We start from the raw sequence: 22,225 nt of genomic DNA, 5'->3' as shown, positions 1-22,225 counted from the left end.
GCAAGTCGGTTGACCCTTGGTTGATGTGATTTAGTCAACCGACGCCGAGGGTGGCAACCCACGGCTTTCCGGCGGAAGCCTCCGCCATGCGCGCCATTCTTCGATAAATGCGGCGTCGAGCGGATTCCCGCTGATGGTCAGAAACCTCACGTCGCCAAGGCGATAAAGCGAATCGCCGTCTCTCAATTCGTTGTCGCTCAATTTGAGCGTGTCGAGTTGCTCGATCTGTTCAAGTGGTCGAATGTCAGAGATATGATTCGACGAAAGATCGAGGCGTATCACTGCTGGGAGATTCGCGAGCGGCGAAATGTCCGTGAGGTTCCTGTCGGCCAAATCTACTGAGACCACGGAGTAGAAGTAGTCATAGCCAATTAGCTCTCGCAACCATTTCGGCGTCAGCAGTACCTTTTCTTCAATTGTCCTGGAAGTTCGATCCCAGTACGACTCATCGTAAACGACGATTCCACCCTGGTCGCGAATCCATTTTACCGCGCGCTGCTGCCTGCGAGCGTCGTTGGACGCGACGGCGGCAAGGACGCACACAAGAGCGAAAAGGATAAGAACCGCTCTGAGGCTGATTCGCAAGCGATGCGATTTGGTCATAGCCAGTTCCTACTTGCATCCTTGGCTCGAAACGCGACTATCCTACCGCCTTATAGAACGCTTCGGCTACACTACCTTTGTCTTTCCACTCATCCCCGCTTTGGAGATCTTCCTCATGCGAGCCTTCATTCTGTTGTTAATTGGCGTTGTCGTCGGTTGGGCCGCTAGCGGCTCGGATTGGAGTCGCAGCGCTTTTGGCGAAGACAAGGTCGTCGTTGCCCCGCCCATTCGCAGGCCGATTACCGTTCCCCAGCAAGAAGCATACCTAGAGATCACAACTTTGGATGAAGCGATTGCCGTCTTGCAAGGCAAGCTGAAAGAGTCGCATTCTCCAGTTCTGCCACTAGTCAATAAAGATGCCGTGCGGGCCGCCGTAGTAACTTCACTTGAGGGAACAAAGCGAGCCAATGCGAAGGCTATTCGTGAATCGAGCGGCAATGAAAGACGCTACTTGGAGGCGTCGGCAAAGCACTTCGCTGATGTTGTCACGCCGATTTACGAATCGCTTCTGAAGAACGACAGCTGGCCGTCGCGCGCATTCTTCATCACCAACGATGCGATTTCAGCCCATACCATTCAGCTGCACGTTGACGTACGACAGTCGGACGGTACTGGATACAGCATCGGCGACGGCGTCAAACTCACGGGTTATGCATTGCCCATTCTGACTGTTGAGTTCGGCGATGCTGGTCCAGCGGAAGAGAATGGAACGCTTATTCTCGGCTCGCAAGCGAACTAGCCCGAACGCCCCATATGGCCAAGTATATCCGCTACGCCCTGGCGTCCGTTTGCTTCGCGGCGAGCGTTGCTTGTTTGGCGTTGTGGTGGCGGAGCAATCTGCATTATCGAGCATTGCAATTACCAACACTTGTGGCTGGAATCGAAGTTCGTGGCAATACACTTGAAGGAATGCTGAATCTTTTCGCACGCGAAGACGATTCAGTTAGGACCTGGAAGTACACGTCATCGCCAGTGTCCCAACAGGCCGCCGCCGCTCTTGCGGAGCCCTTGGAAGGCCGCGTCTTTGGATTGAGGAAAGTTGGGACGACGTACTGGGGATTCTGCCCCCTCTGGTATCCCGCCTTAATCTTCGCCCTCGCTGGCGTCGGCGTGATTTGCTTCCGTCGCCAGTTCTCAATTCGCTCGGCGCTAATCGCCTTCGCCGTCGTCGCCGCGTTGCTGGCCATGCCGCTGACGCTTTAGCTTACCCTGCGACTCATTGGGCTTTTGCTATACTGCCGCAATGGCCACCTGCCTCCGCTACGCTCTGGCGACGTTCTGCTTCGTGGCGAGCTTCGGCTGTTTGGCATTGTGGGGATGGAGCGTTTCGGACAAGTCGAGAGACTTCATGGTTAGCTACTACTCCGAGGGCGGTGCGTATCACGGACAACTTTTCAATGGTCAACTCCATGCTTGCTTCGCACCGAAACTCATGATGTGGGACGAGCACGTTGGTGGCTGGTTTGCTGATTCACGACCCTCGCCTGAGGGGATAGTTGACCGGAGATTAGAGTGGCCGCTTTTCGGCCCCGATAATCGCGGCGGCTACTTCTTCCCAGCTTGGTACGCATCCCTTATCTTCGCCCTCGCTGGCGTCGCGGTCCTTCGCTTCCGCCGCCAGTTCTCGCTCCGCTCGGCACTAATCGCCTTCGCCGTCGTCGCCGCGTTGCTGGCCATGCCGCTAGCGCTTTAGCCGCTTAGACATTCCGAAGAACGACCCGCCACAACGGCCCCCATTGGGCTTTTGCTATACTGCGGCAATGGCCAAGTTCATCCGCTACGCCCTGGCGTCCGTTTGCTTCGCGGCGAGCGTTGCTTGTTTGGCGTTGTGGTGGCGGAGTATGTCCAAGTTCGAAGTTCATAATTTGCGTCTGCCCGTTGGTACAACGCGAGTGTGGAATATCAACACTTACTGCGGCACAGTTTCGATTGCCTTATTGCCGGAAGACCTTTCGCGCGATGCAGGTCTTAACGCGGGCGAGAATTGGGCGTATTACGACTTTGGCCAACTAGAAATCCATGATGGTCTGCTCTCATTACGTCATCGCCACGGCATGTTCGGCCCGGTGTCACATGAGGGCGTCTACTTCCCCGTCTGGTATCCCGCCCTCATCTTCGCCCTGGCTGGCGTCGGTGCCCTGAGATTCGGCCGCCGCTTCACGCTCCGCTCAGCGATCCTCGCCACGACCGTCGTAGCTGGACTGCTGGGGATGGCGGTGGGGCTGTGATGCTGAAATACATCCGCTACACATTGGCTGCGCTGTGCCTTGCGGCGAGCGTCGGGTGTTTGGGCTTGTGGTGGAGTAGCAATCTGTATTATCGAGAACTGCAACTACCAACAGTGTGGTCAGGAATCGAGGTGCACGGGAATGCGTTTGAAGGATGCCTGAATGTTTTCGCAAGTGAAGACAATTCAGTAATGAGCTGGAAATACACATCACGCTTAATACACGCAATGCCCCAATGGGCGGCCGCAGGACTTGCAGACCCATATGAAGGACGTGCTTTTGGATTGAGGAAAGCTGGGGGGACCTACTGGGGCTTTCTCCCCCTCTGGTACTCGGCCCTCATCTTCGCCCTCGCTGGCGTCGGCGTGATTCGCTTCCGCCGCCAGTTCTCGATTCGCTCGGCGCTAATCGCCTTCGCCGTCGTCGCCGCGTTGCTGGCTATGCCGCTAACGCTTTAGCTTACCCTGCAACCCATCGGGGTTTTGCTATACTGCCGCAATGGCCAAGTATGTCCGCTACGCCCTGGCGTCCGTTTGCTTCGCGGCGAGCGTTGCTTGTTTGGCGTTGTGGTGGCGGAGTATGACGCGATGGGATGCACTTTACCTGCCTAATAACTTTCCGGCAAAACACCGCCTTAGTCTCTCGTCGGTTCAGGGAATGTTAGAGGCGAAGTGCATTGAGCTTGGTCCCTCGTACAGCGGGGAATGGGCGCACTACTCAAGTCCGACGGAGATCGCCGCATATTATATGTACCCGGACATACATACGCGGGAGAGCTTTGGCGGCTGGGATGCGAGGAAGGCGGGCGTCACGAAAACCCGAGCGATTTTCATCTGGTTTCCCCACTGGTATGCAGCCCTCATCTTCGCCCTCTTAGGCGTCGGCGTTCTCCGCTTCCGTCGCCAGTTTTCGATTCGCTCAGCGATGATTTGCTTGACGGTGGTTGCCGCGTTGCTGGGAATGGCGGTGGTGTTATAGGAGGCTTCCTGTGAGCATTGCAAGCTGGCTCAAAGAGGAGGTAACAATTGAGGAGTTTGAGCGCGAGTACGCCCTAGAGCTTGCTAAGCACCCATCCTTTGCTCGCAGTTGGCGATCCCTGTTGACGCGAATGAAGCCCGGCGACTCGTTGCGAATGTGGAAAAACCCACCAAAATGGTGGAAGCGGGGCCTTGGATGGGGAGGCATTGCAATCGTCCGTAACGGTAAGGTCGTCGACTTCTTGGGGACAGTGCGAGGGTGGAACTGAAGAGGTTTCCGATCCGTCGCCGCTTCACGACCCGCTCGGCGAACATCGCCACGACGATCGTGGCTGGTCTGCTGGGGATGGCGGTGGGGCTGTAGGAAGCCGGCTCGTCGGCGGCTAAATGCAGGGCATGAAGCCACGGTATCGCCTTACGATAGAGCTACCGCGTTCGTCAAACCGTGAAGGCGATGTCAGCGACGCGTCCACCTAAGCTGACGAACGGCTCCGCCTCGGGGTTTCTGACGCGAATCCCACTGTGCTCGGAACGCCGTCGGTCGTCGGGCCATTTGCCAGGCGGAGCTAGACGATCGCCGCCGGACATGATGTCCTGCAACTATCTCGTGATAACTGTCAGCAATGACGTTCAAGCCAAGCGTTGGCGATCGATCTCGCTTCGGCCAAGAGGCGTATTTTGAGGCGCGGATCGTAACGATCCCCGAACCCAATGGGACGCTTCTAGCAAGCATGGGATATTCAGGCCTTAGAGTTTGCAGCTGACGCCGATTGGATTGGGATGCGTTCCTCATCCGCCGCCGTCGCCGCGCTGCTGGCTCGCCGCGTTGCTGGCCATGCCGCTAACGCTTTAGCTGCGAGACTGTAACTAGCGGTTCGACACGGGACAGCACAGTCAAAAGAGGGTCTCTACCAGCTCTTGGATTCATCTTTCGTTGCGGTTTTGCGGACCAGCTTACCGGCTTTCATCTCGTCTCGGAAGTGATCATAAACACCTCTGATCCGGATCGCTTCCTCCTCCTTGGCCTGCAACTCCGACATTTGCTTTTGCGACTCATCTAAAATCTGCATAAGTTGTTCTTTGCTGAGCATGCTTATCATTTTCTGAGACACGGCTAGCCGCCTCGTCATATCGGAAATGGTGTCGTGCAGCTCAGCGATAGTCTCAGAATTATCCCGTCGAATCTTATTAGCTGCCTCCAGCCGAATTTCAGCAACGCTAACTTGGACCTTCAGGCGTTCAATCGTTTCGTTTTGAGTCGGCGCGTTATCAACCCTGCTTCCTGACGCGGCAGAGGAAACTTCCTCCGCGGTCGTGATCGCAATGCTGAAAGCAAGCCCGAGGCACGCGACGCTGGCTAAGATTGGTTTGCTCATACGAACGATCTCCGAGGTTTGAGAGAGTGTGAGCACCATCATAACCGCGAAGTCCGGAGCCCCTAATCCCACTTTTCAAGTCGGCGAAAATTGCAGATTCCCATTCAAGCTGGCCGCTATACTGCGTTTCATGGCCAACTACCTCCGCTACGCCCTGGCGATGTTCTGCTTCGCGGCGAGCGTCGCGTGTTTGGCGTTGTGGTGGCGGAGCGGTCTGTTTTATCAAGAGTTGCAGTTACCGACTGTGCGGCCGGGAATCGAAACGCACGGCAATGCGTTCGCAGGAATGCTGAATTTGTTCGCTAGCGAAGACGATTCGCTAATGACCTGGCATTACACGTCGCACTTAATGCCTCAACGTGCTGCCTTAAAACTCGCCGATCCGTATGAAGGACGTGTCTTCGGACTGACAAAAACCGGGGGGACCTACTGGGCATTTCTCCCCCTCTGGTATCCCGCCTTAATCTTCGCCCTCGCTGGCGTCGGCGTGATTCGCTTCCGTCGCCAGTTCTCGATTCGCTCGGCGTCGATCTGTGTAAGTGTTGTCGCTTTGTTGCTGGGGATGGTGGTGGCGTTGTAGGCGACCCTCGTTCCGGCAACATCAATCGCAATGCCGACGATGAGGATGGTGTCGATTCGGAAAGAGAGCCCGGCGTCGACTACAACGAGTATTCGTAGCCCGCACCCCCACCCGCTATAGTGATGGGCATGGAAGAGAAGCCCCAAACCGAACAGCAGCCAACGCCAATTCCCGTTGAGGAGATCGCTCTGCCGCTCCTTCCGCTGCTCGTAGCCGTTGTGTACGGCGTTCTCTGGTATCGCAAGCGGAAGGCACGCCGCGAGTTGAAAGCACGGCGGAAAAAATCTTCCTAGCAGCACAGTCGAGGAACGGTACCAGTGGCCAGAGCCAATGATCCTCAAACCGCATGCGACAGCCACTCGCACTCAGGTCGGCGAACGCCTGGTTGAGACTACGCCGCCGCACTTGGGTGTAGCCAAGCAGCAGAGCGACGACCGTGAACGCAATGAGGATGCTCGACAGCCTGAAGCGGAAGAGATTCATACGCTTACTGTAACAATCGCCAGGGGCCGAAGGGACAGACCTCTCGGCCCTTCGGCATTCATGGGAGAGAAAGCTCTTGGCGAAAGCGGCTGCTGAAGCTTACGGACGATGGCAACGCTTGACGGGCGAATGATCCTCGTTAGACTTCGCCGCTGACAACTTATGTGCCTTGATGGTCGCCGCTAGCAAACTAGGAATGACTTTGGCCGGACATGATGTCCGGCAAAACTCCGTCGTGATAATTGTCACCGGTGTCGCTCTCGCGCTCAGTCGTTTTCAAGCGCGCTTGCGCGCAGGTCGGTCGCTTCATGAAACTAGCATGGCAGGCGGTTCCGCAAATCGTCTCTCGCGTGAACGCTGATGATGGCGCTAGGCAACTTGTTCGTCGCCCGCTGCACAAGTCCACGAACCCCTAGACTGCGTTTTAAGGACCCGTCTGTTGAGGGGCGACAGCGAGGTCGCGCTGCCCTGTTTCCTCGCGAGAGCAGCCCGCCTGGCGACCTCCAGGAGGCGTGAGCAGCACCAACTTGATCCACAAGTTCAGCACGCCAGACTCGCCTCGCAGCTCTTGCTGATCGTCGTCGCGACGCCGCGATTTGCCAAGCGATCTCGGCAGCGTCACCGGGCTTCTCTCAGACCTTTCACCGCCGCTTCCCCTTTGGCTTGATTTCGGCACGCAGCCACGGCGTGATAGCCGCGACCAGCCAGTTGCTTGGCGATTTCCAAGCCAATGCCGCGGTTACCGCCGGTGACGAGAACGACTGGCAGTGGTGCGTCAGGTGTCATGGTCGATGCTACGAGTGGGTTGTCTGTGGATTGGATGGAGTTGAGGCCGCAGCGCGAATCGTGGGGTTCCCCAACGCATTCAGCGTGCCGAAAGAGGTGGGACGCAGAATTGGGTGGTGTGTGATTACTTGTTGCCGGCAGATGGCGACGATTCATCGGCGGTAGGCGCTCTCCATTGCCGCCTTGGCGTGTGCCGGTATTGCCGGCGCGGCCGAGCGGCTAGGCGTTGCTGCTGAGCGAGCCGCTGTTTATCGGCTTCCCGCTCCGCCCAGTATTCCGACCACGCGACTCGGCCCCAGGCCGAGAGAACGGCCAGCAAAGCGACCACCAAAAGCATTAGTCGGGCGCTGAATCGGAATCTCTTCATGGAGTTGTTTTAGTCGCCGCCTATCTGATTGCATTGCCGCGGCGGCTAAAATGTAAGACCTCCGACTTTTGGGAGACCTTAGGTTCTGAGGTGTCTGATGAGCTTTGAGAAAGATCCGTTTACCCTTGTCGGCTTTCTGGCACTGTTCTTTGGCTGGGTCACCATCACTGGCTATCTCTACGCTCGCCAATGGGGTCGCCAGGCAGTTGATGACGAACTGCCGGCAATGCGACGGAAAGTTTTTCGCATGACGACAGGGTTTTTTCTTGCGTGCATGATCGGTGCAACCGTGATTGCCGCAGGAGGCGATCACCCTCGGCAGGGGCTTTTGTTCTTCGGACTTCTGCTACCGCTACTATTTCTTGCCTTTTCTGCAGGCGAGCAAGCGTATTTTGCCCTACGCATGCGACGTATAGGACGCCGCTCCTCTCCCCCCGACCGCGACGCTGACGCCTAACCCTCTCTTGGCCGCCAGCGACTCCGCCGCCCCGTTCGCTGCTTCAGCTGCTCGACGATCCGCTCGCCGATCTCGTCGTACTCCCGCTTCTTCTCTTCGCTGCAGGGGATCGGCGCGGGGTAGCTGAAGGGGTAGTAGTAAGTTGGCTTGGCCGGTGGCTCTTTGGGTGGTTCATCTTCCATGCCTGGCACGATACCGGCGGCGCAAGAAACTACGCTTACCAATCGCACATCTTGCGGCCCGCGGGGCGGTGGCATACTAGGCAGGGACAGAAAACGGCACAGTTGGCGGTTCCCAAGCCGTCGACGAAAGGTGCTTCCCGCAAGCCCGCGAAGCAGAAATCCTCAAGGTGATTACCTCCTCAGGCCGCCTTCGCCGCCCCCAAGTCCGCCAGCGTAATCGCAGCGAACCGCTTGCGAGCGTCCGTCACGAGGCCAGCTAGCGCGGTTTCCATGACGCGACCAGCTTTGGCGGGCATGTGCGACAACTCGATCGCCCCGTTGTTGGCCAACGGCCCCTCGACCGCCTCAATGATCTCTAGGACGGTAATCTTGCTGGCGGGCTTGGCGAGCTTGTAACCGCCATAGAGGCCAGCCACGCCGACGAGAATGTTCGCTTTGGTCAGTACATTGAGCAGCTGGGCGACGTACTTATCAGGCAGCCCGCTCGGCTCGCACACGTCGCGGCACTTGACGAGTTTATCTGTCTTGACCGCTGCGAGGTACAGGCAAGCGGAGATGGCGTAGGGAGTTTTGGTCGTGAGCTTCATCGTGGAACCTCATGGATAGGAGATTCCACTTTAGGCAGGTGAAGTTATGCGAATCAAGGCTACGTTCCTAGTAGCTGCGGACGACCTGCGCCTCGGGGAACAGCCTCCTCAGGCCGTCGATCGTTTGCTCGCCATCGCGATTCCAGCGTCCAGGCCGGAGGCTAAATCATGAGCACGACGAGCCAAACGAAATAGACCGCGAACGTGATGTTTTCGTTTCCGTCGATCTTTGGAAACGCGTGCTTCTTGCTGGGTGCATTGTCCAAACGCCAGGGGATGCTCTTCCGGCAGTTCTAATTGGCGTCCGGCGATTCTCCTCGGAGGACTAGGAGGTTACCTTGGATATTGCAGGTGGTTTCGATCCCTCCGTGCCCTCTGGCGGACGAATAACGGGCCTGGAGTCGTTATAGCATTCACCGCCGTGAGATTTGAATGACGACAATACCGCACGATCAATTGATTTGTCGCAATCGCGCAAACTCAGCAACTCTAATGTTGCTAGCGTCGCTAAGGGTAATCGCACTATTCTCAGTATTGTCATCGGTAATTTATTTCAACAACGAATGGCGGGACGATGTAAAGGCCTATTTGGTTGTTGGTTGCTTTAGCGCGGCATTCGTTGCGTTTGTTAGCTTTCTAGGTAAGCGTAGTTTTCCCGGGTATAGATTTCTGGCTTGTCCTTTAGGAGACGCCGCTCAATTGGCTGGGAGTTCGTTTAGAAGCCATCGCCCGAGTCTATTTTTCGATGTCATTAGCATGGGGCTGTTTGGAAACGTAGTAGCATTTCTCTGGATATATGCGGGGATTTATATCCCGGCCATATGCTTGATATTTGGGATGTCCTGCGGTTTCCTTAGCCTCGGGCGTTCAGTTGAAATATGCGAGCAAGGAATATTGTTTGGATTTGCATGGGGGCGACTCTTTGTGCCCTGGAAAGAATTTCGAGGCGTTAAAGCGCCATTCCTTCAAGACCGGCAAGCTCAATACGTCATATTTGTGAGCGAAAGGGTCACGATAATGACCAATAATCACTGGGTTGGCCCATCTCCCTTGCTCGTACTTCTAGCACAATGTGGGGATCAAAGGGCACGCCAGACGCCACCGGCATCCTGCTAGTGCAGCATCGACTGGCAATTCCAGCGGCGGGTCGTCAGGAGTTGAAACGGTGTACCCCTCACGTAATTCTTGCGCATTTAGCGGAATGAATTGGTTGAGGAATGGACCTCCGGGTGATCGAGAGATAGTCGTGCTCCACGAGAGCCCGACGTACAGCTCGACGATGGTCGGCGGCACGTAACTTATCGGTCAGCCCTTCGCCCGCGGTGAAGGCGGCGGCGTGAAGGTCTACTTCGAATCGTACCACGGCGGCGCGGAAGGCGCTTCGCTCGGCAGCGGCAAGCGGAACTCGCGCCCTGAATCGGGCGGCTGCCGTGCCGGCGGCCTGACCGTGCGGATCGCGTCCTTCGTTGGCCCAGACCAGCGACTCGGCCCCCGCTTCACGCTCCGCTCGGCGATCATCGCCACGATGGTCGTGGCTGGGCTGCTGGGGATGGCGGTGATTCTTTAGGAACACGACCGGGTGGCGGTTAAAATGCGAGCCTATGGTGCTCTCTAAGCGAACTTTGCTCCAAATGCTTTTAGACGCGGGAGGCGTTGCAAACACATACCCGTTTCTCTCGACGGGGCAGATGGGCCAACTGCACGAGTTGCTTCGCGATGGCTTGGTCGTGCAAATTGCCATGCCGGCAGGCTTTGATGAGGTGCGGATCACAGACAGCGGTCGGGAGTGGCTTGCCGGCGACGAATGCACCCCCTGACACTGACCGGGAGGCTGGGGGCTAGGGGAATGTTGTTTCGTATGTAAAGCTGAGTTGAGCAAAGGGACTTATCGTGGAGATCACGCCGCCAAACTCACGGTGGGTGTATCGTTGTCCAGCGTGCAAAACAGCAATCCCTTTCGGCACGGAAACGACTCCTCCGCCTGACCACTGCCCCACATGCCGACGCGAGTTATCCATCCCAACTGTGCTTCAGCGTGACGGACGTCCCTTTTTGGTATCGCGCGCCACTGGCAGAGGCGTCTAACCAGGCGTCTCGGCCGGATGACATTTCCGCGACGGCGGCTAAGCGGCGGGGTTTGCGAAGCGTTAAAGGAGCCCTGAAGTGGCCTGCAGTAGCTTGGGCAATATTCGTCGTGGCGACCGGCTTTTACGTCGATTCGGGCGCAGGGGTGGTCGGGGGCGTCGCAGCTATAATTGCACTCACGTGCCTAGCGCTATCGTTGCAAGGCTGGTGGCACCTGGGGCATCGCCGAGCAAGCCGGAGGCGTCGGATATCGCGGACGTACTATGACTTCCCGTGCCACATGCCTTCTCGGATGCGTTCGGCTTTTTTCTCCGCAGCTGCCTTCTGGTACCGCGCGGGAGTGAAATCCCACAGATAGTCGTAGGCTTCCTCGTGCCCACCCATGGCCGCGTAATACAATGGGCACTCATTCGCATCAGTGACATGCGCGAGGTCGGCACCGGCTTCTTGAAGTATTCTCAAGACGTCGACTCGATTACGATTGGCGGCTAAACATGCCGCGGTCACTCCATATTCATCGGGCGCATCCGGAATCCCACCGTTTCGGAGATATTCTTGTAGTGAACTAATATGTCCTAGAAACGCTGAATCGTGATACGCTACTACTGCTTCTAAAATCGGTCCTCGGGAATGGCGTTTCAAGCAAACTGCTACCTCTTTTTTGTCTGCGGACGTCGCAAACTGCTTGAGATAATCCACCACCGTCTGGTGCCCGTTTTCCGCGGCCATCACAATTGGACGTCGGCCTTGGCTGCCTTTCTGGCGGGGGCGAGCGCCCGCCTCAACGAGTTGTTCGACGACCTCCAGACGCCCAGCCGCAGCGGCGCTCGCCAGCGCCGAATTGCCGCATTCATCCGTAGCGTCAATATCCGCATCGTAGTCGAGAAGCAGTTCAACGACGTCACAGTGCCCTTCGATGGCAGCATTGCCCAACGGCCACGCTGTGGTGAGAGGTGAGTTGGGATCAGCGCCGGCTTCGAGGAGCGCGCGGACCAATTCCAAGGAGCCCTCTCGCGCAGCAATGGCCAGCGCGCTTTCGCCGCTCACATCGTCCATCGCGTCGAAATCGCTCCCCGCGGATAGAGCCGCTTGTAGGGCATCCCGATCGCCATTCTGGACTGCTCGGATGACATCCGACATTGAAAACTAAACCTTCAATGAGATAATAAAGGCGAAGGTTCCCTCCTCCAGCGACTTCTTCGTGAATTTACTCTTGAGCGCGCTGGCAACCCCCCCGTCACCGGCGTAGAACGTAAAAAAGACCGAAATGCGAAGGCCAAACCCCTCCGCATGGTTTGTTATTGCATTCCATTGGGTTTGTTGGTCTCCCGGAAATACATACTTTTTGAACGCCACGAAGATGATTCTTCCCCAGAATTGCATGGCGAGCGTGGCGATATCCATGCCCCGCATTTTAACCGCCTCCGCGGAACCTTCCTACAGAATCACCGCCATCCCCAGCAGCCCAGCCACGACCGTCGTGGCGATGATCGCCGAGCGGATCGTGAAGCTGCGGAATGAATGTCGCTGGTCTCGATTGGGCGGGAGTTCCAAGGCGGCTCGTCGCAAGGCCGGGCGAGAGCGCGAACGTTATGGGATGCGTGCGCAGAACAGTTTTCTTGGCGGCTCTCTTGAGCACCTCTTTTGGCGGGCAGTCGTTCGCGATTGCTGCCATGATCGCCCCCTCGCACTGATGTACGTTTAATATTGTCGATGGTGCTGCGGTGCCCCTAGAATGCTGCGCGCACCTGCGAAACAAATTTATATAGCTATCGACGGTGGGAAGATCGTTGCGAGAGGACGTACATGAGTTGGTTGCGCCGACACCTATTGCTCGTAGTGGCTGTCCTCGGTCATACAACTCCGGCTTACTCAAGCGATGTTCTCGCTGAGTTTCCAATTTCGCAGTTTGAAAACGATGTTGTCGTAATTCCCGTAAATGTTGGCGACAAAGAGCATCTTTTCGTTGTGGACTCGGGAGCATCTAGACATGTGTTCGATGTCGGCGTGAAGCATCTGCTGCACCGGCAACTACCTTCTGTCGTCGTGAGGGCAGCAGAGGGTAGTTTGGAAGTCGAACGATTTGCACCTCCAGCGTTCACGATTGGGAAATTACCGCTAAATAGCCCTGGCTCGGTGTGGTGTGCAGACCTCTCCTACGTTCGCGCGCCTTCCGGCATCGACGTGAAAGGAATTCTCGGCGTTCCTCTCTTCCGTGCGTACATCGTTCAATTGGATTTTGAAAATGGAAAGATGCGCATTCTATCTAGCGATGCTGAGCCGCTACCGGAATGGGGGCATCCCATAACAGTTGCCAATGCCGACGACTTGTTTCCAAGACTCGAAATCGAGTTGGGGGACGGAACGAGAGCGTTGTGCATGATCGACACGGGCAGCAATGGTGAGATCGGCCTGAGCACGGAGCAATTCAATTCGCTTTCAGCCACTGGGTTTTTGACGCTAGACGGAGAAACTGAGTTCAGCACGTTAGGCGGAACGTATCGAAGGCGACTGGGGAAGCTGGCCATGGTCAGGTGCGGCGGCAACTCGCAGGAGAGTGTGCGGGTGGCGGAAACATCCGGGTCTAATCGCCTGGGGCTTGACTATTTACGCCGGTACAACGTTACGTTCGATTGCTTTCGGAACACCGTATATTTGACCCCCAATAAGTTGCACCGGCCAACGCCGCCGCTCGGTCTGACGCCCCTGCGCACCCCCGAGGGCATGACAGTTGGTAGAGTCGAACCCAATAGTCCTGCGTTCAATGCCGGCTTCATGGTCAATGATGTAATCATTGAAGTGAATGGGAAGAAGGTTGAGAAACAGCCAACGGCTGAAATTCAGTCTTGGTTCTATGCGGATGATGAAGCCACCGTTACCGTACTTCGCAGCGGCACCTCGCGTACGCTAAATCTGCGGTTCGAGAATTGATAGCGACCGCTAATCGTAGAAGCGATGGACCTCCTAATGCTGCGTCAAACTATGCCCTCAGGGGACTTTTAAGCCCCCTAGCAGCTTCGCTGACGCATTCCCTTGGCGGGTAGGTTTCAGAAGAGGGGCGAAAGGGGCCTTATTTGCGACTTGGCTGTTTTTGCCCGGCACTTCTCGCTTTTTTGAGGCAGGAATCTGCCCATAAACGCTGGCACCGCCACTCTCTAAGAAGCCAGCCGACAGCGAGATGGACCGGCTGCATGAAAAGACTCGCCGTTCAGGAAGGGCCACCACTGAGGTTCGCCAAACTCGGTCGCACGGGAGCAGGTTCGGTCCCAATCGCGTTGATTAGCATATCGTTCGCGGCGCAGAAGCCATACAGCCAGTAATGTAAATGCGATTGCAAATGGTGCGACTTCGAAGCGGTTGAGCGCGACCGGAATTGTCAGCATCGCGGCACTGATGCTCAACCCTGCCGTCCAGAGGCGAATCATTGGATAGCCGTCAATGAGGTACGCGTCTTCGGGCCACTGATAAGGCAACTCGCTGAGCAGAAACCTGCGAAACAGCGCCATTTGTCGTCGTATACGATACGGAGGATCGTCGTGATCGAAGCGATTCTCCCATGGCCATTCAGGGTCCCAAGCGTCAAGTAACCAGACGATGACCAATTCCAGCGTCGAATCGTCATCAGGTTCGATATCAACGAGGGTATTGAAGAACTCCTTTCCGGATATGCGTTGATCACATAGCCCGGTCATAAGCGCGCACAGCTTAGATCGTTCGCGGCGGTTCACCATAGTTGGCAGCCTCTAACATTGGGAAGGCTTGGAGCCCGATCAACTATGCGGGTAGCATTGTAGCATGCTCCCCAAGCTCAAACGAACAGTCGCCGTCACCTGCCTACTGGCGACCGCCTGCTTCGTGATTCTGTGGATGCGTAGCTTTAGATACAACGACATCGTGGCGTATCGAGAGCCGACCCGTGGTTGGTGGCGCGTCGAGTCAAAAAATGCGGGGCTTGTACTGCGGCGCATCTACCCTCAGTCGGGTCAGGATACAGGTAGGTTGTTTTTTGATTCCTCGGAACGTCGCAATCTCGACGATCTAATCTCATTCCCTCTTCCTGCGTTTTACGCGGGCCAAGTTTTTTGGGGCATGTTAGTGCCCTACTGGCTCATGGTTACAATTAGCGGGCTTACTGGCATTAGCCTGTTGATCAGACGGCCGTTTCGTTTCAGTCTCAAAACGCTGGCCATTGCTGCGACCGTAATCATTGTCACGCTCGGAATGGGCGTCGCGGCGAGTCGGCTGACGCTTGGCTGAAGCCGGTGCTTAAGAATGAGGCGTTGGAACCGTTCCTACGCTAGTCGCCGTATAGCCGCGAAGGCGATCACAGAGGCCATGGCGGCGAGCGTGATCATCGTTGGTTCAGGAAACCGTGAAGGCGATGTCAGCGACGCGTCCACCCAAGCTGACCAACGCCTCCGCCTTGGGGTTTCTGACCCGAATCCCACTGTGCTCGGAACGCCGTCGGTCGTCGGGCCATTTGCCAGGCGGAGCTAGACGATCGCCGCCGGACATGATGTCCGGCAACTATCTCGTGATAACTGTCAGCAATGACGCTCAAGCCAAGCGTTGGCGATCGATCTCGCCGCGGCCTTGCCAGCCGCTTGGCGGCAACTCGGCGAGGAGCTGACGTCCCACCAAGTAGAAGCGCGCGTGTTGTCGGTGAAAGCTAAGCAAAGGCCCCCTTGCTCCTCAGGAGGTCGCAGGTCGCGCTCGGCACACCAAGGCCCAAGGGGTGGCTGGAAGGTGACGGAGCTATGAGCAGCAACAAGCGATCGAAGTTGAAGCGCCGGCCTGCGTTGATGACTTCTTCCTTGGAAAGGAAGCGGTCATTCCTCTGCCCAATTAAGCCCGAAAACTGAGCAAGGATTTTCGTGCGGGGCACAGACGGGTGTGCAAGGGCTATCGCTGGCTGCAATACTCTTTGATCTTTAGAATTGCAGCATCCTTCGACGATCTCAACCAAAGGGAATCGAAGTCAATTGATTCGATGGAGTGGCTGATCGCGGAGGCTGCTCGATCGCGAACCGATTGTCTAACGCCAGGTATGGAACGATCGTCGTCCAGAAGAGGCACAAGAACCTTTTGCGATAGTGGATTCTCCCACAGCACTTCGCATGCTGAATTGCATCGCGAGGGTGTATTGGGTTTGAGAAAGTCCTTGAAAACTGATTCCGCGTCAGCCGGCGACTTCTCGACGATAAATTCTAGAAGCTGCCCGCCATCTTTTGTGTCAGGCGGCAAGCCGTTTAATACGCCTCGTGCGCGATCTAATACGTCTTTCCAGGAATCTTGAGCCTTGACCGTCGCTGCGACGGTGAACAGTCCAGGGTCTCCAGATGTGCTCAAGATTCTCTCCAGCTCCGCCTGCACAGCTGGCGATTTGGAACGGGCAATCGCTGCCAGGTAGTAGCCGGGAAACTGCTCCTCGGTTGCAGTCTGAAAGTCGACCTGACGGAGCCGATCGGCGAGAAAATCGCCAAACTGCGAGCGACTCGCCAGGCATGTCAGACACGCTTCAACCATGTCAGTGTCATTCTTAAATCTGTCTGCCTCCATAATCGCCCGAACTCGCTCACCAATCGCGAGCGAGTCATCATGCGTCAGCGATTTGATGATGCGGGCCACGACCAAATTGTCGAACGTCACCACGGGCGTCTTCGCCCAGTCGGCAAACCGAACAGGTTCGGGCCAATCGAAGGCCTCGTGAAGAGTTTTTCGAGCGAGTAGTTCGCGACGGCTCAACTCGTAGCCTATCTTTTCCACCGCATCTGTCCCCCTGAGTGTTTCGAACAGGCGTGCTTGAATTGCCTCGCGATAATGTTCTCCGTGCTGACGGAGTAATTCTTCGAGTTTACCCCGTTGCTTCTCAGCCTCTTCAATTTCGCAAAGTAGATCGGCAAACTGCCAGGCCTTATCTGCGTCCGTGATGGGTCGGTCCAGCAGTTCCAGGACCAACTTTTCGACTTCTTCCGGGTAGTAGAGGGATAACCGTTGGTACGCGCCGATGATTCGGTCTACCGAATCTGGCTTGCGAAAATCGTCGATCAGCCTCCGTCGATGTTCTTCCCTGCTCAGCGCGCCCCACTCCGCGAGGATGCCTTGTCTCAGCTTCGTAGAATGAGTCGGGGAGCTGATGATCCGTCCTGCCGTTGGCTGATAACGAATCGCAGACCATTTTCGATTCACTATTTGACCCAAGGCGACGAAGCAAAGGTCGCCGACTGTCACCTCATGGCGTTTAGGTGGTTCTTTGCGCTCCGCACGGCTATCGACATTGACGCCCTGAGTCGCCGCTACTCTCGTGGCCCTGTTGTAATCGCACTCGTTGTCGAACGCGATCCAGGCGAATCCGCCGGATTCGACGGGCGGCAAGTTGACCTTGCGTTCGTCGCCGAGGTGTTTTAGCAATTCGGGAACCGCATCGAAGCCGGCCGCGACGATTTTCCGCATCACGGGAGACCGCTCGCCCGTCGCGCCGATTACTAACGTTCCCAACTGCTCCGCGTCGTCGTAAGGTAAGAAATCGCTGCCCGAAAAATACTCAGCGTAACCTGTACCCGGCGTATCGATGCTGACGAGTTGGTCAATAAGTCCCGCGATATTGTCGTCCGCGTTTAGAAGCGTGGCGAAGCGCAAATAGATAAAAAGGAGTGCCATTGCACCCTTCCATCGAGTGTGAACCATGATGAGACGCCGTTTGAAAAGAGGTTCTGGCGACGCGTGGGACTGACTGCCATGAAGTAGACCGCTCGATCCAGTCAATTGTATCGAGGACGCCACTGTTTCGGCCACAAGTTAAGTCCGCTAGGCGAACGTGGATGGAATGTACTGAGTCGCAGAGCAGGTGCGCCTGGGTGCTTACGTCGCTCGACGCCGAGCCAACCCTCATCTTCGCCCTCGCCGCGGCGTCGGCGTTCTCCGCTTCCGTCGCCAGTTCTCGATTCGCTCGGCGCTAATCTGTGTAAGCGTCGTCGCCGTGTTGTTGGGGACGGTTGTTACGCTATGCAGCAGCGTAGGCTACCTTGGGATGTTCGGTGGTACCATACTCCATAGCGGCATCACCATGCGTTCGACGAGCAATGCGTGCGCTCGCAGGTTACGATGAGTAGGCCCCTTAAATGAAAAGGGTGCGAATCAGTCTCAGAAACTTCCTACTTGCGACAACGACTCCCGTACTCTTATTTGGCTACGCTCAATTTCGCCGTCATCAAATTCTTTCCTTATGTCACGCCGCCTTCGCCGCCCGCAAGTCTGGTCCCGTCGCGGGCAGGCGGAGGTGTTAGTTGCGGCGACGGAGGGCGGCGAAGGTTAGCAAGGTCATCGACGCCCCTGCGAAAGTTGAGGGCTCTGGAACCAGCAGCCATTCGCCTTGTATGGCGGCTCCATTTGCCCCGCTCGGAATGATTCGAATTTCATCCACCGCCAGCACGGCGTTGTTCGGCACCCCGAAATTAAGTCGCAAGGTCGCGACGAGTAATGGTCTTGGAAGAGGCGCATCGCCGAAGATCGTGGCGAACTGGCCGCCGCTTCCAATTAATCCAGAGCCATCTGCATCAAGAATCACCGAACCGTTGGGGTTGTCGTTGAATGTCCCAGCGAACGGACCTGCTGGCACGGTATAGCTGTAATCGCCTAGCAGTGGAAACGCCTGAATCCCTCGATTCGTAAGCTCTGTCGCACCGTAACTCGTGAAAGAGAGTAGTTGAACATTCACATATGTAAATGGGGCGGGGTCGTTGAGAGTGAGATGCGCGGCAACGGCCCCGGTGCCATTCTCAACAAGCCGAAACGTGAGAGGTGCAGCGTCGAGCAGTCCGCCGTGAAGAGCGAAGAGAGCGCTTATCGAGCAGATCGAACGACAGAGTGACATTTATTAGTCCCGTCAACGTTGAGGCCGTGGGACCCGCAGTTTAGTTGCCCGCGATCGCCTATGCTACCTTTCCCCCTAACCCTTTGGAGGCCCATCAATAGCATCCTGTCAGAAAACAGCGGCGGGGGAAGCTGGAGTTGGCAGCCAATCGTGGCTTCGCAACGGTCGGAAATGCCCGACGGCGCGGTGCAGCTAAGGGTCTATACGGGACCGCACGGTCGGCGTCGTGCTGATGGCCGCGTAGATGTGTGAGCAACTGCAAAGGAACAGCCGCGACGACTCGTGTCAGGTGATCGTCGCCGCTAAGTGAGAGTAGGCAGTCGAGTTAGTGTGTCAATAACTCTTTCGTCTAGGCCATGATTACCGTCCGAGCGCGGTATTCGCAAACCGCCGCCCAAGGTCAGTCGCCCTGAATCGTAGAACATCAATGCGGGCAGAGTTGCCAGCCGATGGCGGCTCCGCTTCAATTAAGCCAGCCTGTTGAAGCTCGTTGGCGGCAATACTTACGGCGGTCATGTCTTCTGGACGATTGCCACCGTCTGGCCGCGCCTGGGTCGTCCGGCGCGGCGGTGTTTCACATGCGGAGTTGTTGCGATGAAGCGCCGCCTCGCCATCCTTGCCGCCTTCGCGATTGTCGCGCATCGGTCGGCGGCGTTCGCCCAGACAATCGACGTGCCGCCGCTGACGCCGCTGGGGCAGCGGAGACCGCGAAGGCGCACTTCAAAACGCGTGCACGAGGAATGACTTTCGCCGGACATGATGTCCAGCAAAACTTCGTCGTGATAATTGTCACCGGTGTCGCTCTCGCACTCCAGCCAGCCCCTAGGCGGCGATTTAAGGACCAGTTGTTTTGAGGGGCATCTGCGAGGTCGCACTGCACTGTTTCCTCGCAAGAGCGGGCGGCCTCGGGGCCTACAGGAGGCGTGAGTAGCGCCAACTCGATCGACAATCTCAGCCCACCGGACTCGCATCGCTACTCTTGCTGATCGTCGTCGCGACGTCGCGATTTGCCAAGCGATCTCGGCAGCATCACCAGGCCTCTCTCAGACCTTTCACCGCCGCCTCCCCTTTGGCTTGATCTCGGCAACCAACGACGGCGTGATAGCCGGTACCAGCCAGTTGCGCGGCGATTTCCAAGCCAATGCCACGGTTGCCGCCGGTGACGAGGACGACGGGCAGTGGTGCCTCAGGTGTCATGGTCGATGCTACGAGTGGGTTTGTCTTTGAAGCCGATGTCGTTGAGGCCGCGGAACGAATCGTGGGGTTCCCCAACGCGTTCAGCGTGCCGAGAATTGTGGGATGCAGAATTGGGTGGTGTGTGATTACTTGTTGCCGGCAGATGGCGACGATTCATCGGCGGTAGGCGCTTTCCATTGCCGCCTTGGCGTGTGCCGGTATTGCCGGCGCGGCCGAGCGGCTAGGCGTTGCTGCTGAGCGAGCCGCTGTTTCTCGGCTTCACGCTCCGCCCAGTATTCCGACCACGCGACTCGGCCCCAGGCCGAGAGAACGGCCAGCAAAGCGACCACCAAAAGCATTAGTCGGGCGCTGAATCGGAATCTCTTCATGGAGTTATTTTAGTCGCCGCCTATCTGATTGCATTGCCGCGGCGGCTAAAATGTAAGACCTCCGACTTTTGGGAGACCTTAGGTTCTGAGGTGTCTGATGAGCTTTGAGAAAGATCCGTTTACCCTTGTCGGCTTTCTGGCACTGTTCTTTGGCTGGGTCACCTTCACTGGCTATCTCTACGCTCGCCAATGGGGTCGCCAGGCAGTTGATGACGAACTGCCGGCAATGCGACGGAAAGTTTTTCGCATGACGACAGGGTTTTTTCTTGCGTGCATGATCGGTGCAACCGTGATTGCCGCAGGAGGCGATCACCTTCGGCAGGGGCTTTTATTCTTCGGACTTCTGCTGCCGCTAATGTTTCTTGCCTTTACCGTAGGCGAGCAAGCGTATTTTTCCCTCCGCATGCGACGTATAGGACGCCGCTCCTCTGCCCCCGACCGCGACGCTGACGCCTAACCCTCCCGCGGCCGCCAGCGACTTCGCCGCCCCTTCCGCTGCTTCAGTTGCTCGACGATCCGCTCGCCGATTTCGTCATACTCCCGTTTCTTCTCTTCGCTGCAGGGAATCGGCGTCGGGTAGCTGAAGGGATAGTAATACGCTGGCTTGGCCGGCGGCTCTTTGCGTGGTTCTTCTTCCATGGCGGCCAGGATAACGGCAGCGCAAGAAACATACGCTTGCCAATCGCACATCTTGCGGCCAGCGGGCTGGCGGAGCCCAAATCGGAGGCAGGAAACGGGAAAGTTTGCGGCCGGGGAGCGAGAGCGGTAGATGTGGCGAGAATGGCGAAACAGCCGACAGTTGCTGACGTAGTAGTTGAAGCCGAACGCTTTCTACCCGGGCGAGCGACGGACGATTCGCGATGGCAAGCGATTATACGAGTTGGTGAATTCATCGCTTCCGATCCGATCGCGGTGAGCGACTTTGCTCTGAAATGGGCTCGCCGCCCCGGCGCTGACCTCCGAGCCGCTCTATGGTGCTGCTTGTTTGAGCACTTAATTGAGCATCACTTCGATTTGGTGCTCCCCCGCATCGGTACAGCAGCTAGAGAAAACCGGCGAGTGGCCGAATGCTTCTTGACAGTGAACAGCGTATGGCTCTCGGGACAAGCGGCCGAGCCAAAGAATGCCGCAAGGTTGAAACGCCTCGCTCGCGAATTGCGTCACCGGCAGGCCATGATCAAAGCGTAGCCGCCTTCGCCGCCCGCAACTCCGCGAGCGTAATTGAAGCCAATCGCTTGCGAGCGTCCGCCACGATGGCAGCACACGCCCCTTCGATCGCTTTGCGGGGCTTGGCGGGAAGGTGCGACGCGTCGATAGCACCGCTGTTCGCCAACGGTCCCTCCACGGCTTCGATGATGGCCAGTAGCGAGATCTTGGCTGCGGGCTTGGCAAGTGTGTAGCCGCCGCCGCGCCCCGTCCTACCGCTGACGACCCCGGCCTTCACCAGCTGACTCAGCATCTGAATGACGTACCGCGGCGGCATGTTGGCGGGGCCGCAGATCGACTCAGTGTTCAGCGTCGCACCCGGCTTCGCCGCAGCGAGCTGCAGGCAGGCGGTCAGGGCGTAGGCGCTGGTTTTGGTCAGCTTCATCGTGGAACCTTCGGCGTGTGAAGTTCCACTTTAGTCAGGCCGGGGCCATGGGTTCAAATCTGAACGCGAGGGGCATTGGCTTGGATGGCGGGCGGCTAGGGCTAGCTTTCGCCCCGTCCGTCGCGAGCGGGTATATTTGGGGGGCATGATGCTAATCATCCCACAAACCGTCGCAATGGCGAGTTTAGCGATAACGTGTCTGATTCTTCGTGACTGCGCTAAGGCACGCGACGTGGGCCCAATTAAGTGGCTGAATGCTATTCCCTTCGCGGCTCTCACCATCTGGGCTATACACCTCACTCTGAAGGCCGGTGAAGCAATTAGGCTCGCTCCGTCCGGATGACATACAGCAAGTTTGCGGCCGGGGCGCGGGGGCGGTAGAGTGGCGGGATGCATTGGCGAGACCCGAACCACCGAGACCGAAGCAGGGTGCCAGAGGGCGTCCAAGAGGAAAGCCGACGCTCATTCGCTCTGCGTCGATTCAT

At 57.1% G+C, this 22,225-nt stretch carries 29 protein-coding genes; 15 read left to right on the top strand and 14 right to left on the bottom strand.

The genetic code is table 11. From position 1 onward, the window contains the following. Window positions 1–30 precede the first annotated feature (30 nt). A complete protein-coding gene (locus I41_RS17870; protein ID WP_145434265.1) occupies window positions 31–603 on the bottom strand; it encodes a leucine-rich repeat domain-containing protein in 573 nt (190 codons plus the stop codon). Window positions 604–718: 115 nt separating this feature from the next. Between I41_RS17870 and I41_RS17865 the strand changes: the two genes are divergently transcribed. The 6 genes from I41_RS17865 to I41_RS17845 all read left to right on the top strand — a co-directional run bounded on the left by I41_RS17865 (window position 719) and on the right by I41_RS17845 (window position 3,809). Then, window positions 719–1,342 carry a hypothetical protein gene (locus I41_RS17865; protein WP_145434264.1) on the top strand — a complete coding sequence of 208 codons (624 nt, stop codon included), beginning with the start codon at window positions 719–721 and terminating at the stop codon, window positions 1,340–1,342. A 233-nt stretch (window positions 1,343–1,575) separates the two neighbouring features. Further along, window positions 1,576–1,806, top strand: coding sequence for a hypothetical protein (locus I41_RS17860; protein WP_145434263.1), 231 nt, complete (start codon window positions 1,576–1,578; stop codon window positions 1,804–1,806). Window positions 1,807–1,846: 40 nt separating this feature from the next. Beyond that, a complete protein-coding gene (locus I41_RS17855) occupies window positions 1,847–2,296 on the top strand; it encodes a hypothetical protein (protein WP_145434262.1) in 450 nt (149 codons plus the stop codon). Window positions 2,297–2,363: 67 nt separating this feature from the next. After that, on the top strand, window positions 2,364–2,831 hold the full coding sequence (locus tag I41_RS17850; protein ID WP_145434261.1) for a hypothetical protein: 468 nt from the start codon (window positions 2,364–2,366) through the stop codon (window positions 2,829–2,831). Between the two features lie 284 nt (window positions 2,832–3,115). Continuing rightward, entirely contained in the window at window positions 3,116–3,289 is a 174-nt protein-coding gene (locus I41_RS27370) for a hypothetical protein (RefSeq protein WP_168206986.1), read from the top strand. Between the two features lie 40 nt (window positions 3,290–3,329). Beyond that, window positions 3,330–3,809, top strand: a complete 480-nt coding sequence (locus tag I41_RS17845) for a hypothetical protein (protein WP_145434260.1) — start codon at window positions 3,330–3,332, stop codon at window positions 3,807–3,809. 907 nt (window positions 3,810–4,716) lie between these two features. On the opposite strand, the gene I41_RS17840 is transcribed toward I41_RS17845, so the two are convergent. Next, window positions 4,717–5,184, bottom strand: a complete 468-nt coding sequence (locus I41_RS17840) for a hypothetical protein (RefSeq protein ID WP_145434259.1) — start codon at window positions 5,182–5,184, stop codon at window positions 4,717–4,719. Window positions 5,185–5,314: 130 nt separating this feature from the next. On the opposite strand from I41_RS17840, the gene I41_RS17835 reads away from it, so the two are divergent. After that, window positions 5,315–5,764: a hypothetical protein gene (locus tag I41_RS17835; RefSeq protein ID WP_145434258.1), complete on the top strand. Its 450-nt coding sequence runs from the start codon at window positions 5,315–5,317 to the stop codon at window positions 5,762–5,764. A gap of 128 nt (window positions 5,765–5,892) precedes the next feature. After that, on the top strand, window positions 5,893–6,057 hold the full coding sequence (locus I41_RS27365) for a hypothetical protein (protein WP_168206985.1): 165 nt from the start codon (window positions 5,893–5,895) through the stop codon (window positions 6,055–6,057). 614 nt (window positions 6,058–6,671) lie between these two features. Here the strand turns inward: I41_RS27365 and I41_RS17830 are convergent. Both I41_RS17830 and I41_RS28325 read right to left on the bottom strand, forming a co-directional pair. After that, window positions 6,672–6,869 carry a hypothetical protein gene (locus tag I41_RS17830; protein ID WP_145434257.1) on the bottom strand — a complete coding sequence of 66 codons (198 nt, stop codon included), beginning with the start codon at window positions 6,867–6,869 and terminating at the stop codon, window positions 6,672–6,674. Then, complete coding sequence (locus I41_RS28325; RefSeq protein ID WP_168206984.1) at window positions 6,866–7,033, bottom strand: SDR family NAD(P)-dependent oxidoreductase; 168 nt, start codon at window positions 7,031–7,033, stop codon at window positions 6,866–6,868. Before I41_RS28325 ends, I41_RS17830 begins: the two co-directional genes overlap by 4 nt. 464 nt (window positions 7,034–7,497) lie before the next feature. Here I41_RS28325 and I41_RS17820 point away from each other — a divergent pair, with 464 nt between their 5' ends. Continuing rightward, the gene (locus tag I41_RS17820; protein ID WP_145434255.1) at window positions 7,498–7,857 is read left to right on the top strand and encodes a hypothetical protein; all 360 of its coding nucleotides are present in this window, start codon (window positions 7,498–7,500) and stop codon (window positions 7,855–7,857) included. Here the strand turns inward: I41_RS17820 and I41_RS17815 are convergent. After that, the gene (locus I41_RS17815) at window positions 7,854–8,039 is read right to left on the bottom strand and encodes a hypothetical protein (RefSeq protein ID WP_145434254.1); all 186 of its coding nucleotides are present in this window, start codon (window positions 8,037–8,039) and stop codon (window positions 7,854–7,856) included. The two genes, I41_RS17820 and I41_RS17815, sit on opposite strands and share 4 nt — an antisense overlap. A 179-nt stretch (window positions 8,040–8,218) precedes the next feature. Beyond that, window positions 8,219–8,626 (bottom strand): RrF2 family transcriptional regulator, encoded by a 408-nt coding sequence (locus tag I41_RS17810; RefSeq protein WP_145434253.1) that lies wholly within the window; start codon window positions 8,624–8,626, stop codon window positions 8,219–8,221. Between the two features lie 1,336 nt (window positions 8,627–9,962). Here I41_RS17810 and I41_RS17805 point away from each other — a divergent pair. Together I41_RS17805 and I41_RS28320 are read left to right on the top strand one after the other, a co-directional pair. Then, window positions 9,963–10,193 (top strand): hypothetical protein, encoded by a 231-nt coding sequence (locus I41_RS17805; RefSeq protein ID WP_145434252.1) that lies wholly within the window; start codon window positions 9,963–9,965, stop codon window positions 10,191–10,193. Between the two features lie 121 nt (window positions 10,194–10,314). Further along, window positions 10,315–10,443 carry a hypothetical protein gene (locus tag I41_RS28320; RefSeq protein ID WP_261342428.1) on the top strand — a complete coding sequence of 43 codons (129 nt, stop codon included), beginning with the start codon at window positions 10,315–10,317 and terminating at the stop codon, window positions 10,441–10,443. A gap of 529 nt (window positions 10,444–10,972) precedes the next feature. Here the strand turns inward: I41_RS28320 and I41_RS17795 are convergent. Both I41_RS17795 and I41_RS17790 read right to left on the bottom strand, forming a co-directional pair. Next, window positions 10,973–11,851 carry an ankyrin repeat domain-containing protein gene (locus I41_RS17795; protein ID WP_145434250.1) on the bottom strand — a complete coding sequence of 293 codons (879 nt, stop codon included), beginning with the start codon at window positions 11,849–11,851 and terminating at the stop codon, window positions 10,973–10,975. Between the two features lie 6 nt (window positions 11,852–11,857). After that, window positions 11,858–12,115 (bottom strand): hypothetical protein, encoded by a 258-nt coding sequence (locus I41_RS17790; RefSeq protein ID WP_145434249.1) that lies wholly within the window; start codon window positions 12,113–12,115, stop codon window positions 11,858–11,860. Window positions 12,116–12,517: 402 nt separating this feature from the next. On the opposite strand from I41_RS17790, the gene I41_RS17785 reads away from it, so the two are divergent. Further along, on the top strand, window positions 12,518–13,642 hold the full coding sequence (locus I41_RS17785) for a PDZ domain-containing protein (RefSeq protein WP_145434248.1): 1,125 nt from the start codon (window positions 12,518–12,520) through the stop codon (window positions 13,640–13,642). Between the two features lie 224 nt (window positions 13,643–13,866). Here I41_RS17785 and I41_RS17780 read toward each other — a convergent pair whose 3' ends face one another. Next, the gene (locus I41_RS17780; RefSeq protein WP_210420986.1) at window positions 13,867–14,439 is read right to left on the bottom strand and encodes a hypothetical protein; all 573 of its coding nucleotides are present in this window, start codon (window positions 14,437–14,439) and stop codon (window positions 13,867–13,869) included. 67 nt (window positions 14,440–14,506) lie between these two features. Here I41_RS17780 and I41_RS17775 point away from each other — a divergent pair, with 67 nt between their 5' ends. Continuing rightward, entirely contained in the window at window positions 14,507–14,968 is a 462-nt protein-coding gene (locus I41_RS17775) for a hypothetical protein (protein WP_145434246.1), read from the top strand. Between the two features lie 645 nt (window positions 14,969–15,613). On the opposite strand, the gene I41_RS17770 is transcribed toward I41_RS17775, so the two are convergent. Beyond that, window positions 15,614–17,371 (bottom strand): hypothetical protein, encoded by a 1,758-nt coding sequence (locus I41_RS17770; RefSeq protein ID WP_145434245.1) that lies wholly within the window; start codon window positions 17,369–17,371, stop codon window positions 15,614–15,616. Window positions 17,372–17,993: 622 nt separating this feature from the next. Beyond that, window positions 17,994–18,428: a hypothetical protein gene (locus I41_RS17765; protein WP_145434244.1), complete on the bottom strand. Its 435-nt coding sequence runs from the start codon at window positions 18,426–18,428 to the stop codon at window positions 17,994–17,996. Window positions 18,429–19,178: 750 nt separating this feature from the next. Here I41_RS17765 and I41_RS27355 point away from each other — a divergent pair. After that, window positions 19,179–19,328: a hypothetical protein gene (locus I41_RS27355; protein WP_168206983.1), complete on the top strand. Its 150-nt coding sequence runs from the start codon at window positions 19,179–19,181 to the stop codon at window positions 19,326–19,328. A gap of 285 nt (window positions 19,329–19,613) precedes the next feature. Here I41_RS27355 and I41_RS17760 read toward each other — a convergent pair whose 3' ends face one another. Continuing rightward, window positions 19,614–19,781: an SDR family NAD(P)-dependent oxidoreductase gene (locus tag I41_RS17760; protein WP_145434243.1), complete on the bottom strand. Its 168-nt coding sequence runs from the start codon at window positions 19,779–19,781 to the stop codon at window positions 19,614–19,616. A gap of 465 nt (window positions 19,782–20,246) precedes the next feature. On the opposite strand from I41_RS17760, the gene I41_RS17755 reads away from it, so the two are divergent. Then, complete coding sequence (locus tag I41_RS17755) at window positions 20,247–20,606, top strand: hypothetical protein (protein WP_145434242.1); 360 nt, start codon at window positions 20,247–20,249, stop codon at window positions 20,604–20,606. Here the strand turns inward: I41_RS17755 and I41_RS17750 are convergent. Further along, window positions 20,603–20,788: a hypothetical protein gene (locus I41_RS17750; protein WP_145434241.1), complete on the bottom strand. Its 186-nt coding sequence runs from the start codon at window positions 20,786–20,788 to the stop codon at window positions 20,603–20,605. The two genes, I41_RS17755 and I41_RS17750, sit on opposite strands and share 4 nt — an antisense overlap. A gap of 538 nt (window positions 20,789–21,326) precedes the next feature. Then, entirely contained in the window at window positions 21,327–21,740 is a 414-nt protein-coding gene (locus tag I41_RS17745) for an RrF2 family transcriptional regulator (protein WP_145434240.1), read from the bottom strand. Window positions 21,741–22,225 lie beyond the last annotated feature (485 nt).

Origin of the sequence: Lacipirellula limnantheis, assembly GCF_007746075.1 — a bacterium.
Taxonomy (GTDB): Bacteria; Planctomycetota; Planctomycetia; order Pirellulales; family Lacipirellulaceae; genus Lacipirellula; species Lacipirellula limnantheis.
This window is presented reverse-complemented; position numbering and strand designations above follow the sequence as displayed.